The sequence below is a fragment of the Nitratireductor sp. ZSWI3 genome (assembly GCF_024655565.1).
Classification (GTDB): domain Bacteria; phylum Pseudomonadota; class Alphaproteobacteria; order Rhizobiales; family Rhizobiaceae; genus Nitratireductor.
This window is the reverse complement of sequence record NZ_JANKOF010000120.1, coordinates 1-12880: the sequence shown is the minus strand read 5'-3', so window position 1 is coordinate 12880 and position 12880 is coordinate 1. Positions and strand designations below refer to the sequence as shown.

Genomic DNA, 12880 nt, shown 5'->3' with positions numbered 1-12880 from the left:
CGCCTTCGGCGGCCTCCATCAGCCGCATCATCTCGGCCAGGAACGAATCGTCGGCCGTCGCCGCCGCGCGCATGACGAGCGGCTGGGTGAGGTTGAGCATGCCGGCGCGGATCTGCGAGCCGGGGCCGGTTTCCTGCGGCGCGCTTTCGCCGGTCGCCATCGAGCAATCGAGCGCCGAGACGCCCGTCTCCACGATGCCGTCGACCGGGACGCGCTCGCCAGCGGCGATCAGCAGCTTCATGCCGGGCCTGATCTCGGCAAGCGGGACATAGTCGCGGCTGCCGTCCTCCGCGACTGCCATCGCGCCGCGCGGAGCAAGGCGGGCGAGGCCGGTGACGGCGGTGCGGGCGCGCTCGCGCATGGCATGATCGAGCGTGCGACCGATGAGCAGGAAGAAGAGCAGCGAGACGGATGCGTCGAAATAGGCGTGCTGGCCGTGGTTGATCGTCTCGAAAAGGCTGAGCCCGTAGGCGAGCGAGACCCCGAGCGCGATCGGCACGTCCATGTTCATGCGGCCGTGGCTGAGCGCGCTCCAGGCGGAGCGGAAGAAGATGCCCCCGGCGAAGACCAGGGCGGGAAGGGCGATCAGCGCCGACAGCCAGTGGAACAGATCGCGCGTCGCCTGCTCGGCACCGGACCAGACCGACACCGACAGGAGCATGATGTTGCCGGTGGCGAAGCCGGCGATGGCGACGGCGCGGATCAGTTCGGACAGAACGGGATCCTTGCTCGTGTCGCCGATCTCGAACAGATGCGCCGCGTAGCCCAGCTTGTTGAGCGTCTCGACGATCGGCGGAGAGGCCTCCTCGCGCCATTTGACGCTGACGCGCCGGGAGGACAGGTTGACGCGTGCCGCCGTTACGCCGTCGAGCTTGCCGAGCGCGCTCTCGATGGATTGGATGCAGGCGCCGCAATGAACGCCGGGAACGGAAAGATCCGTCTGCCGGACACCGTCGCCGAGCGCCCGGCTGGCGAGCAAGACCTCCTCGGCCGACGGCCCCGCTCGCTCGCCCCCGGCGCTGCCGAATGCCGTTTCCGTGCCGGGCGCGCAGCAGCTCATCTTATAGCTCCATCGCGAACGACGATGCGGCGGAAATCGCGGAAGGGATGCTCGAGCCCGGCATCGGCCTCGATCTTGACGATCCAGGTGCCGTCGCCGGGGCCGTGCGCGGCGCCGAAGGTGCCATCGCCCACTGCGGTCATCTCGAGCGCAACATCCTCATCCGCCGTGACCGGGCGATGCATGGTGATATGCACGCCGTCGAGCCGGATCGGATCGCCGCCGGCGTCGACCAGGCGGTATGTGACGGCGCCGTTGGCGACATCCAGCTCGCCGGTCCAGCCGAGGGCGTCCTGCACGCGGCCTTCGGCGGCCCGCTCGTTGAAGGTCTGGCTCGCCACATAGGAATTCTGGACGATCAGCCCGGTCCAGCTCGAATTGGCGAGAACGGCCATGGTGACGTTCACCGTGACGATCACCCCGAAGAAGGCGATCATGATCAACAGCATGTGCTTTCCGGTGAACTCTTTCTGCCTGCCCGCGCTGCCGCTCATCTCGAGCCCTCCGGTGTATCGAACTTGGCGTGATAGACATCGCGTTCGAAGCTCGCCTTGTCCTCGACCACGAAATTGAACCGCTCGTTTCCGCGATGCGACAGCTCCGCCGGCTGGCGGACGTAGATCCGCACTTCGCGCAGCCGGTCGGGCTCGACCGGAATGGCCAGCGAGCGCCCCTCGGGCTGGTCGATGCCGACCGCCTGCATGGTGGCGCCGGGCAGTCCCTCGAGCGAGAGGAAGATGACGCGCGGCTCCGGTATCATGTTGAGCAGCTTCACCGTGTAGCCGTTGCGCACGGAACCGTCCGACAGGAGCACATATTGCGGATTGCGGTCGTGCAGCACGTTGACCTCCAGCCGGTCGCGCGTCAGCAGCGCATAGAGCATGGCGAGGCCGACCAGCGACCAGGCGCCGAAATAGACGAAGGTGCGCGGGCGGAAGATCTTCCGCCAGTGGAAATGGGCCACCGCGCCGGACAGTTTCCCGGAAGCTTCGCGCACCCGGGCCGGGTCGATGGAGCCGCTTCCGGCTGTCGCCAGCGCCATGTTGGCGTTGTAGTCGGAAAGCGTCGCATAGGAGATCAGGCCGCGCTCGCGGCCGAGCTTGTCCATCACGGCGTCGCAGGCATCGATGCACAATGCGCAGGTGATGCATTCGAGCTGCTGTCCGTCGCGGATGTCGATGCCCATGGGGCATACGGCGACGCAGGCGTTGCAATCGACGCAGTCGCCGACGCTCACGCCGGCAGCGGCCGCCTTCTTGGCGTGGCGCGAGCGAGGCTCGCCGCGCCAGTCGTTGTAGGTGACGGTCAGCGAATTCTCGTCGAGCATGGCCGCCTGGATGCGCGGCCAGGGGCACATATAGGTGCAGACCTGCTCGCGCATGAGGCCGCCGAGCACATAGGTGGTGGCGGTCAGAACGCCGATGGTGATGTAGGCGACGGCGGCCGCCTTTCCGGTGAAGATCTCGACGAACAGGCTCGGCGCGTCTGCAAAGTAGAATACCCAGGCGCCGCCGGTGGCGACGGCGATGAGCAGCCAGATCGCGTGCTTCGACACCCGCTTCGAAAGCTTGCCGAGCGACCAGGGTGCGCCGTCGAGCTTCATGCGCGCGTTGCGGTCGCCCTCGATGGCGCGTTCGACGACGAGGAAGAGATCGACCCACACGGTCTGCGGGCAGGTGTAGCCGCACCAGGCCCGGCCGACCGTCGAGGTGATGAGGAACAGGCCGATGCCGGCCATCACCAGCAGACCGGCGACGTAGAAGAACTCCTGCGGCCAGATCTCGATGAACAGGAAATAGAAGCGCCGGTTGGCGAGATCGATCAACACCGCCTGGTCGGGTGCGTAAGGGCCGCGGTCCCAGCGGATCCAGGGCGTCAGGTAGTAGATGCCGAGCGTGATCGCCATGATCAGCCATTTGAAGCGCCGGAACTGGCCCGAGGCGCGCTTCGGGAAGATCTTCTTGCGGGCGGCATAGAGCGGCTGACGCTTCGTGGCCGAATTGACGGCTTCAGCGTCGATGCGTTCAAAGGCTTCGCTGGCGGCGTTTTCTGTGGTCAAGGACATCGTTCGGGTGGCTCGCGGAGGCACGGTCAACGATGCATGTCACGCTGGCGCGCGGATTTCCTTGACACCGATCAAAGACCGCGGACGTTGCCGAGAAAGCGCGGCTCGAACGGCTGCGACAAAAAACCCGGCCGTGTGGCCGGGTTTTTTTTGGCTTGGGCGCGACAGTTATTGGCCGCCGCCGAGCGAGTGGATGTAGACGGACAATTGCTTGACCGTCGGGTCGCCGAGACGGGCCTGCCAGGCCGGCATCACGCCGTGCTTCGGCGTGCGGACCTGGGCGGCGATGGCCGCCTCGTTGGAACCGTAGAGCCAGATTGCATCGGCCAGATTGGGCGCACCGAGCGCCGCATCGCCGCCGCCGGTCTCGCCATGGCAGGCCGCGCAATTGTCGGCGAAGACCTGGGCACCGGCCTCGGCGAGCGCCGCATCCGACGGCGTGCCGGTGAAGGACGCCACGTGTGCAGCCACCTGGCGGATCTCGTCGGCGCTCAGGATGTCGCCGAAGGCGGGCATCTCGGAGACGCGCGTGTCGGCGTCGCTTTCGGAGCGGGCACCGTGGGCGATGGTCTGGTGGATGGCGTCGATGTCGCCGCCCCACAGCCAGTCGTCGTCGTTGAGATTGGGATAGCCGGCGGAGCCCTGCGCGCCCGAGCCGTGGCACTGCGAGCAGTTCACCTTGTAGGCGGCAGCGCCCGCCGAGGTGGCGAAGCGGCGCAGCGTCTCGTCGGCGAGGATCTCGTCCAGGGGCTTTTCGGCGATCGCCGCGCGCAGATCCGCCTGCTGGGCGGCCACGTCGGTCAGCGTCGTTGCGAGTTCCTGGCGGCTCGAATAACCGAGCACGCCCTTGGTCGCCGAGCTGATCATCGGCCAGGCCGGGTAGGCGATGGTATAGGCCAGCGCCCAGGCGATGGTTCCGTAGAAGGTCCAGACCCACCAGCGGGGCATCGGGGTATCGAGTTCCTTGATGCCGTCCCATTCGTGGCCGGTGGTCGGGACGCCGGAAACCTCGTCGATCTTTTTCTCACTCATCTCAGTCGTCCTTCAGGGGAATGCGGGCGGCCTCGTCGGCGTTCTTCTTGCTCCCGGGACGGAAGGCGAAGAGCACCGCCCCGACGAAGAAGACCGCCATGAAGAGCAGGCCCCAGCTGTCGGCGAATTGGCGCATTGCGGTGTAATCCATGGCTGCACTCCTCACCGGTAGCCGGCGGTTTCGTCGTAGGTCGAGAAATCGACCAGCGTGCCGAGCATCTGCAGATAGGCGACCAAGGCGTCCATTTCGGTCAGCGCCGCCGGATTGCCGTCGAAATCCCCAAGCACGGCCTTGGGGTAGCGCTCCTCCAGTCCGGAGGTGTCGGCGTTCGGATCGGCCTGCGCCCGAAGGTCCGCATTGGCGTTGGCGATCATCTCCTCCGTGTAGGGCACGCCGGCGCGCTGGTTGGCGACGAGCTGGGTGGAGAAATTGCCGATCTCGAGCGGCGTGGACTTCAGGAAGGCGTAGCTCGGCATGACTGATTCGGGCACCACCGAGCGCGGCTCGACGAGGTGGTCGACATGCCAGGCGTTGGAGTAGCGCCCGCCGACGCGGGCGAGATCCGGCCCAGTGCGCTTCGATCCCCACTGGAACGGGTGATCGTATATGGACTCCGCGGCCAGGCTGTAATTGCCGTAGCGCTCCACCTCGTCGCGGAAGGGTCGGATCATCTGGCTGTGACAGGTGTAGCAGCCCTCGCGGATGTAGATGTTGCGTCCGGCGAGCTCAAGCGGGCTGTAGGGCCGCATGCCCTCCACCTTCTCGATCGTGTTTTCCAGATAGAAGAGCGGCGCGATCTCGACGATGCCGCCGACGGTGACCACGAGGAACGAGCCCACCAGCAGCAATGTCGCGTTCTTTTCGATGATCGCGTGTTTGTCCAACAATGCCATGGGTATGGCTCCTTAACCTGCGGTTTGAAGAGAGGGCGCGGGCTGCGCCAGACGGCCGCCGATCGGCTCTTCCTCGCGCTGATATCCGCGGATGGTCATCACGAGGTTGTAGGCCATCACCAGGCCGCCGATCAGGAACAGGGCGCCGCCGAGCGCACGCAGCACGTAGTAGGGATGCATGGCCGCCACGGTCTCGGCGAAGGAGTAGACCAGGAAGCCCTGATCGTCGTACTCGCGCCACATCAGGCCTTGCTGGATGCCCGACACCCACATCACGGCCGCGTAGACGACGATGCCGAGCGTGGCCAGCCAGAAGTGCCAGGTCACGAGGCGCAGCGAATAGAGCCGCTCGCGGTTCCACAGCTTGGGCACCAGATAGTAGACAGCGCCGAAGGTGATCATGCCGACCCAGCCGAGCGCGCCCGAATGCACGTGGCCGATGGTCCAGTCGGTGTAGTGCGACAGCGAGTTGACGGCCTTCACCGACATCATCGGCCCCTCGAAGGTGGACATGCCGTAGAAGGCGACGGCCATCACCATCATGCGGACGATGGGGTCGGTGCGCAGCTTGTCCCAGGCGCCCGAAAGCGTCATCAGGCCGTTGATCATGCCGCCCCAGGAGGGCATCCACAGCATGATCGAGAACACCATTCCGAGCGTCTGCGCCCAGTCGGGCAGGGCCGTGTAGTGCAGGTGATGCGGGCCGGCCCAGATGTAGAGGAAGATCAGCGCCCAGAAGTGGATGATCGACAGCCGGTACGAATAGACCGGGCGGTTCACCTGCTTGGGGATGAAGTAGTACATCATGCCGAGGAAGCCGGCCGTCAGGAAGAAGCCGACCGCGTTGTGGCCGTACCACCACTGTGTCAGCGCGTCCTGCACGCCGGCGAAAAGCGAATAGCTCTTCGAGCCGAAGGGCGTCACCGGCACGGCGAGGTTGTTGACCACATGCAGCATCGCGATGGTCACGATGAAGGAGAGGTAGAACCAGTTGGCCACATAGATATGCGGCTCCTTGCGCTTGAAGATCGTGCCGAGGAAGACGGCGAGATAGGCGACCCATACGATGGTGAGGAACAGATCCACATACCATTCGGGCTCGGCATATTCGCGGCTCTGGGTGATGCCGAGCAGATAGCCGGTCGCCGCCATGACGATGAAGAGCTGATAGCCCCAGAAGACGAACCAGGCGAGATTGCCTCCGAACAGCCGCGCTCTGCAGGTGCGCTGCACGACATAGAAGGAGGTGGCGATGAGCGCGTTGCCGCCGAAGGCGAAGATCACCGCCGAAGTGTGCAGCGGGCGCGTGCGGCCGAAATTGAACCACGGCTCGATGTTGAGATCGGGGTAGGCCAGCTGCAGCGCCACGGTGACGCCTACCAGAAAGCCGACGATGCCCCAGAACATGGTGGCGATGACGCCGTAGCGCACCGGCCCGTCCATATAGCCGTTGGTATCGGCCTGAAGCGGTATCGATGCAGCCCCGGCCGGGGCGAACGTGGTGTTGCGCATCAACACGACAAGCCCTGCGAGGAGGGCGAAGAACAGGACCCACATATGGGCCTGGAAGGCCGAATCCTGCGCGAGGCCCGCGGCGGCAAGGGCTGCGAACGCGGCCAAGCCGACCAAGACGATCTCGGTGCCAAATCTCATTGCTGTTTCCCCAATCCTGAAGAGCGCGAAGAATGCGGTTTCCCGATTCTCGCACTGCAGCATTCCTCGATCCGGGGTGGCGCGCCTTGATCTGCGTCAAGGCTCTCCGGCCGCGGGTCGGACAGAAAGGGCCGCAAATGCCGGAACAGGAAGATGGCCATGCAGCGCGCGGGCGAACAGATGAGCGGAACGGGATCGGCGGGGCGATTGTCCGAGGCGGTGCCGCGCTATACCAGCTACCCGACCGCGCCGCACTTCCACGCCGGCATCACCGGTGAAATCTTCGAGAACTGGCTCGCCGCATTGCCCGAGGGTGAAGAGATATCGCTTTATGTGCATGTTCCCTTCTGCGATCGGCTGTGCTGGTTCTGCGCCTGTCACACCAAGATGACGCATCGCTACGAGCCCGTTTCGGTCTTCCTCGACGCGCTGCTGTGTGAAATCGCCACGGTCGGGGCGCTGGTCGGCGGGTGGACGCGCGTCAAGGCGCTGCATTTCGGCGGTGGCTCACCGACGATTCTGAAGCCGCAGGACGTCATCCGGCTGGGCGCGGCGCTCAGGAGCGCCTTCGAATTCGTCGCCGATGCCGAGATCAGCGTCGAGCTCGACCCCAACGATATGGACGATGCGCGCTTCGATGCCTTCGCCGCGATCGGTATGACGCGGGCGAGCCTCGGCGTGCAGGATTTCGATCCGCGCGTGCAGCAGGCGATCAACCGCGAACAGACGTTCGAGCAAACCAGGGCGGTTGTCGATGGGGTGAGGGCGCGCGGTGTGCGTTCGGTCAATCTCGACCTGCTTTACGGCCTGCCGCACCAGACAGTGGAGACCGTTGGCGAGACGATCCGCCAGGCCCTGACACTCGCGCCGGACCGCATCGCCCTGTTCGGTTATGCCCATGTGCCCTGGTTCAAGAAGCATCAGACGATGATCGACGAAGCGGTTCTGCCCGGACCCGGGCAACGCTTCGCCCAGCAGCAGGAGGCGGCGCGCATCGTCCGCGAAGCGGGGTATCAGCCGATCGGCATCGACCATTTCGCCAGGCCCGACGATCCGCTGGCGCTCGCCGCTCGTGCGGGACGGCTCTACCGCAATTTCCAGGGCTACACCGAGGACGCCTGCAAGACGCTGATCGGCCTCGGCCCGTCCTCCGTATCGCGTCTGTCGCAAGGCTACGCGCAAAACAACCCGGCAATCGGCCAGTACGAGCGCCTTGTCGGCGCGGGCGGCCTGGCGACGGTGCGCGGCATCGCCTTCAGCGACGAGGACCGTGCTCGCGCCTGGGTGATCGAGCGGCTGATGTGCGATTTCACCTTTTCTGCCGAGGAGGCCGTGCGGTTGTTCGGCGATCGCGGGCGACAGATCGTCGAGGAGGCGCGCGACTGCGTCTTTCATGACGAAACCGCCGGGCTGATCGAAACCGCCGGCGCCTTCGTCGTGCGCGAGGAGGCAAGGCCGCTGGTGCGCTCGACGGCGGCCCGCTTCGATCAGTATCTGAAGCGCGGCGGTGCACGGCACTCGGCCGCCGTCTGAGATGCCGCTGCCGCTCTTTGCGCCAGCGCAACGACCGCACCCTGCCTTATCGCCTATCGTTGACGTTCGACACAGCTACATGTGGGACGGACGATGCCGAAGTCGCGTTTTCATGCCGACATGTCTCTCGAAGAGATGATGCGCCGGTGGCCGGAAACGATCAAGGTGGTGATGCGTCACCACATGCTGTGCGTCGGCTGCCCGATCACCGCGTTCCACACGGTGACCGACGCCTGCGCCGAACATGGCGTCGATGAGGACCGGTTCGTCGAGGAACTGATGACGGCCATCGCCCGCTATGGTTGAAGGCACGGGTCGAAAACAGCCGAACCGCCCGCGGGCCGCGTCCGCAGCTCAATTCTTGTTCCGGCTCTCCGCCTTCAGCATGAGTTGGTGCGGGTTGCGGACGACGACGCGCTTGCGGCCGCCCTTGACGATGCCGCTCTCCTCCCATGCACTGAGCAGGCGGCTGACCGTGTGAAGCGTCGCGCCGGTCATCTCGGCGATGTCCTGGCGCGTGATCGGGAAATCGATCTCGATGCCGTCGTCCGTCTGCCGGCCGGTCTGCTTGACCAGGCGCAGGAGGGCGTGCGCGACACGCTGCTCGACCTGTTCGGTCGACATCTCGATGACGCGGGTGTGGGCGTCCTGAAGGCGGTTGCCGACTGTCTTGTAGGTGTTGGCGCCGAGCGAGGGGAAGCGGGCGGACAGTTCCGGCCATTGCGCATTCGACCAGGCAAGAGCGACGCAATCGGCCACCGCGATCGCCGAGGCGGGATAGGTGGTGCGGCCGAGTGCCGCTGCGATGCCGAACAACTCCCCTTCGCTGATGTAGCGCACGATGACCTGCTGCCCGTCCGGGGTGGTGCGCACGACCCGGATGTGACCGTCCAGCAGGACGAAGAAGTTGCGCGCCTCCTCCTCCTGCTCGAAGACCGACGAGCCCGCCGCGAATCGCATCGCCTGCGCGTGGCTCAGAAGAATCTCGAGATCCTTGCGTTCAAGCCCCGCGAAGGTCGGCAGCCCGGCGATCAGCGAGGGGTCAAGTCCCGCCATTCCATCTCCTGTGCTTCGATTGCCCGCATTTTTAACCCGACTTTGCGCCAGCGCAAACTACCGGCGCGCGAATGACGCTAGAAGGACCTCAACGCTCATGACGACGGAATGGAAAGGACTGGGCTATGAAAAAGACGATCGTGACGGCGGCCTGTGCGCTGCTCGCCCTGACGGGCGTCGCGGGAGCGGCGGAACATCTGATCGAGATGCACAACAAGGGCGAAAAGGGCGCGATGGTGTTCGTGCCGGATTTCGTGCGCGCGGCGCCGGGCGACACGGTTCGCTTCGTCGCCGTCGACAAGGGGCACAATGCCGAGTCCATCAAGGGAATGGTGCCCGCCGGCGTTGAACCGTTCAAGGGCGGGGTCAACGAGGAAGTCACCGTGACGCTCGAAAAGGATGGCGTCTACGGCATCAAATGCGCGCCGCACTACGGTATGGGCATGGTGGCCCTCGTGGTGGTCGGCGAGCCGACCAATACCGAAGAGGCCGCCGCGGTGAAACATCCCGGCAAGGCGAAGAAGGTCTTCGCCGAACTCTTCGGTCATGCCGTGGCATCGAAATAGCGGCGGTGCCCCGCCGGCTGGACCGGCGGTGACGATGCAACGGCCGGCCGGACGGGAAGGCGGGGGAAGCGCCCGTCCGGCCATCGCATGATCTCAACGTTCCGGTGGTGCGATCCTGACGGATGGTGCCCGTCTGTCAGGAAAATTCACTCCACCGGATCAATGGCTTGCGGGCCAACTTCTCCAGACGGACGGGCACCATCTGTCTGGGGCAGACCACCAGGAGCCGGACAATGGCGATACCGAGGTTGCGGGCCCATCAGGGCCCGGCCGTGCTTTCCTATGGATTCAGGCCCTTTTTCCTGCTGGGCGCACTTTATGCAGGGCTTTCAATCCTCGCATGGCTGCCGCTCTATCTGGGCCTCATCAGGACCCACAGCCTGTTTGCGCCGGTCGATTGGCATGTGCATGAGATGCTGTTCGGGTACCTGGCGGCCATCGTCGCGGGCTTCCTCCTGACGGCGATCCCCAACTGGACCGGCCGGCTGCCCGTGCAGGGCCTGCCGCTGCTGGCCCTGGTGGCGATCTGGCTGGCCGGACGCGCCGCCATCTTCTGGTCGGCCTCGCTCGGCTGGTGGCAGACGGCGCTGATCGACTGCGCCTTCCTGGCCGCGCTGACGGCCGCGGCGGCCCGCGAGATCGTCGCCGGCCGCAACTGGCGCAATCTCAAGGTGCTGATTCCGCTCGGGGTGCTGCTTGCGGCCAACGCCGTGTTTCATGTCGAGGCGCAGATAGCCGGATTGTCGGACGCCGCCCGACGGCTCGGCATCGGCGCGGCGATCATACTCATCATGATCATCGGCGGGCGGATCATTCCGAGCTTCACCCGCAACTGGCTGGCGCGCGAGAATCCGGGCAGGCTGCCGGCGCCTTTCGGCCGCTACGATGTCGGCTCGCTCGCGGTCTCCGCCCTTGCCCTTGCCGTGTGGGTTGTCCTGCCCGGCGACGGCGTCACGGCCGCCCTCCTGGCCGTGGCGGCGGTGGCGCAGGCGGTGCGGCTGGCGCGCTGGGCGGGAGACCGCACGGGCCGCGATCTCCTCGTGCTCGTCCTGCATCTTGCCTATCTCTTCATCCCGGCGGGGCTGGCGCTGGTCTCGCTCGGCATCCTCTTTCCGGAAAACGTGCCGGCAGCCGCGGGCATGCATGCGCTGGGTGGCGGGGCGATCGGGGCCATGACGCTCGCCGTCATGGTGCGGGCAACCCTCGGCCACACGGGCCGCCCGCTGAAGGCCGGCATCGGCGCTTCCGTCATCTTCGCGGCGGTCGTGCTTGCTGCGATCCTGCGGGTCGTGGCCGCTTTCGATCCGCAGATGATGCTGATTCATGCGTCCGGCACCGCCTGGGCGGTCGCGTTCCTGGGATTTGCCGCGCTCTTCGCTCGCGCCCTGCTGACGCCGAGGCGCGCCGCCTGAGGCGCGCTGCTCCTGCCCCGCAATCCGTCGAGCCGCGATCGAAGCGGCTCGATGTCACCGTTTCTACCGCGACCGGCTGAGCTCGAAGCGCGTCGCGTTGGGACAGAAGGCGGGCGGATTGAGGTGCGTTTCACCGGCCGTGGCGTCAAGCCAGTTCTGGCAGGATTTCGTGCTGCTGCATTGCGAGCAGGCGCGGACAGCCGACGCCAGTGTCTGGCCGAGGCGGTCGGCGGCGAGCCGCTCGATGTCGACGCCGCAGCGGTCGATCATCCGCCCCATCAGATGAGCCTGTGTCTCAAGCTTCTTGGTCAGGCTTGTCATGGTTGTCTCCCATTTTCATTGCATCGACTTTAAGGCCTTCGCGCGAGCGGACATTGCGCTGGATCAAAGCCGCTGCCGCAAGCGGGAAGGCCCGGTGAGGTCCACCGGGCCTGTCTTGCGCGGTCGGTCGGCTTCAGTTCGTGGCGATGGGCCGCGGAGCCTCGACCTGTGTCATGAGGTCGTCGTTCCACGCGCCCTCGACCATGAAGTGGGCGGTGGCGCCGAGTTCAACCGCCTCGATGAGGTTGTGGTTGACATAGGCGTAGATGCCCGGCTGGCGGAACGTGTAGAGGGCGGCACCTGCCGATCCGCCGCGGATGAACCAGGTTTCCAGATCCTTGGCGGGCGCGTTGGCGAACTTACCTTCCTCCCACACATAGTCGCCATGCCCGCCGATGAGGTGGGGCCGGGTGTCCCGGTTGGCCTGCGAATGGACAATCAGCACCGTTTCGCCGACCTTCGCCTGCATCGCGTTGTCGCCGGTGAGAGCGCCCTTGGCGCCGTTGAAGACCACATGGGTCGGCACCAGTCCACGCATCACCTGAACCATGTCGTCATAGCCGTCGCCGGCCGATTCGTAGGTCCTGAACGCACCACCGGCTTCGCGCGGGATGTAGAAATCGTTCTCGCCGATGTAGTAGATGCGGTCGTAATGGATCGGCTCGCCCTTGTCGTTTTTAAGCCCGTCGCGCGGCAGTACCATGATCGCGCCGCTCATCCCCGAGACCACGTGCCAGGGGATCATCGCGCCGCCGGGGGCGCAGTGATAGACGAAGGTGCCGGTCCGGTCGGCCTTGAAACGCAGCTTCACCTGCTCGCCGGGATTGACGAGCGTCAGCTCGCCGCCGCCCATCGCGCCAGTCGCGGCATGGAAGTCGATGTTGTGGGCGAGCGAGTTGCTCTCCGGATTGACGAGCGTCAGCTCCACATAGTCACCTTCATGGACGACCATCAGCGGGCCGGGAACCGAGCCGCCATAGGTCATCGCCTGAAGCACCGTGCCTTCATCGTCGATGGTGATGGGCTTTTCCTCGATCATCATGGTGAATTCGAGGATCTTCGGCCCGCCGACGGCGACCTGCTCGTGGGCGTGGACGAAGGGTGGGGCGACCAGCTCGACCTTGTGGCGCGGCAGCGCCGCGAAATCTGCGGTCATCGCCTCGGCCTTCGCCGCGCCAGCTGCGGTCAGCGTGGCAAGCAGCGTCGCCGCGGCAGTGCCCAAAAGGGCTTCACGTCTTGTAAACATCGGGCCTCTCCTTGTGTTGGGCTTCGTTGATGAGACGAAACT

The 12880-nt window shown here is 65.6% G+C and carries 14 protein-coding genes; 4 read left to right on the top strand and 10 right to left on the bottom strand.

All coding sequences use genetic code 11. The annotated features are described in order from the left end of the window. From NUU27_RS23070 to ccoN, 7 genes are all read right to left on the bottom strand, one after another. On the bottom strand, positions 1-1060 hold a 1060-nt coding region (locus NUU27_RS23070; protein WP_257764648.1), incomplete at its 3' end, for a heavy metal translocating P-type ATPase. Continuing rightward, a complete protein-coding gene (locus tag NUU27_RS23065; protein WP_257764647.1) occupies positions 1057-1554 on the bottom strand; it encodes a FixH family protein in 498 nt (165 codons plus the stop codon). The genes NUU27_RS23065 and NUU27_RS23070, both read right to left, overlap by 4 nt. After that, positions 1551-3119: a cytochrome c oxidase accessory protein CcoG gene (gene ccoG / locus NUU27_RS23060; RefSeq protein WP_308219996.1), complete on the bottom strand. Its 1569-nt coding sequence runs from the start codon at positions 3117-3119 to the stop codon at positions 1551-1553. The genes NUU27_RS23065 and ccoG overlap by 4 nt, the downstream gene beginning before the upstream one ends. A gap of 174 nt (positions 3120-3293) precedes the next feature. Next, complete coding sequence (ccoP, locus tag NUU27_RS23055) at positions 3294-4157, bottom strand: cytochrome-c oxidase, cbb3-type subunit III (protein WP_257764645.1); 864 nt, start codon at positions 4155-4157, stop codon at positions 3294-3296. Between the two features lies 1 nt (position 4158). Continuing rightward, the gene (locus NUU27_RS23050) at positions 4159-4308 is read right to left on the bottom strand and encodes a cbb3-type cytochrome c oxidase subunit 3 (RefSeq protein WP_257764644.1); all 150 of its coding nucleotides are present in this window, start codon (positions 4306-4308) and stop codon (positions 4159-4161) included. Between the two features lie 11 nt (positions 4309-4319). Continuing rightward, positions 4320-5051, bottom strand: coding sequence for a cytochrome-c oxidase, cbb3-type subunit II (gene ccoO / locus NUU27_RS23045; protein ID WP_257764643.1), 732 nt, complete (start codon positions 5049-5051; stop codon positions 4320-4322). Between the two features lie 12 nt (positions 5052-5063). After that, complete coding sequence (gene ccoN, locus NUU27_RS23040) at positions 5064-6704, bottom strand: cytochrome-c oxidase, cbb3-type subunit I (protein WP_257764642.1); 1641 nt, start codon at positions 6702-6704, stop codon at positions 5064-5066. Positions 6705-6863: 159 nt separating this feature from the next. Here ccoN and hemN point away from each other — a divergent pair, with 159 nt between their 5' ends. Together hemN and NUU27_RS23030 are read left to right on the top strand one after the other, a co-directional pair. Continuing rightward, positions 6864-8237 (top strand): oxygen-independent coproporphyrinogen III oxidase, encoded by a 1374-nt coding sequence (hemN, locus tag NUU27_RS23035; RefSeq protein ID WP_257764649.1) that lies wholly within the window; start codon positions 6864-6866, stop codon positions 8235-8237. A 93-nt stretch (positions 8238-8330) separates the two neighbouring features. Continuing rightward, on the top strand, positions 8331-8543 hold the full coding sequence (locus NUU27_RS23030; protein WP_257764641.1) for a DUF1858 domain-containing protein: 213 nt from the start codon (positions 8331-8333) through the stop codon (positions 8541-8543). A gap of 48 nt (positions 8544-8591) precedes the next feature. Here the strand turns inward: NUU27_RS23030 and NUU27_RS23025 are convergent, their stop codons facing one another. Beyond that, positions 8592-9293, bottom strand: a complete 702-nt coding sequence (locus NUU27_RS23025) for a Crp/Fnr family transcriptional regulator (protein WP_257764640.1) — start codon at positions 9291-9293, stop codon at positions 8592-8594. A gap of 125 nt (positions 9294-9418) precedes the next feature. On the opposite strand from NUU27_RS23025, the gene NUU27_RS23020 reads away from it, so the two are divergent. Further along, positions 9419-9859: a pseudoazurin gene (locus tag NUU27_RS23020; RefSeq protein ID WP_257764639.1), complete on the top strand. Its 441-nt coding sequence runs from the start codon at positions 9419-9421 to the stop codon at positions 9857-9859. 233 nt (positions 9860-10092) lie between these two features. Further along, positions 10093-11271, top strand: a complete 1179-nt coding sequence (locus NUU27_RS23015; protein ID WP_257764638.1) for an NnrS family protein — start codon at positions 10093-10095, stop codon at positions 11269-11271. 63 nt (positions 11272-11334) lie between these two features. On the opposite strand, the gene NUU27_RS23010 is transcribed toward NUU27_RS23015, so the two are convergent. Together NUU27_RS23010 and nirK are read right to left on the bottom strand one after the other, a co-directional pair. Next, positions 11335-11592, bottom strand: coding sequence for a DUF6455 family protein (locus tag NUU27_RS23010; RefSeq protein ID WP_257764637.1), 258 nt, complete (start codon positions 11590-11592; stop codon positions 11335-11337). A 133-nt stretch (positions 11593-11725) separates the two neighbouring features. Beyond that, the gene (gene nirK / locus NUU27_RS23005; RefSeq protein WP_257764636.1) at positions 11726-12838 is read right to left on the bottom strand and encodes a copper-containing nitrite reductase; all 1113 of its coding nucleotides are present in this window, start codon (positions 12836-12838) and stop codon (positions 11726-11728) included. Positions 12839-12880 lie beyond the last annotated feature (42 nt).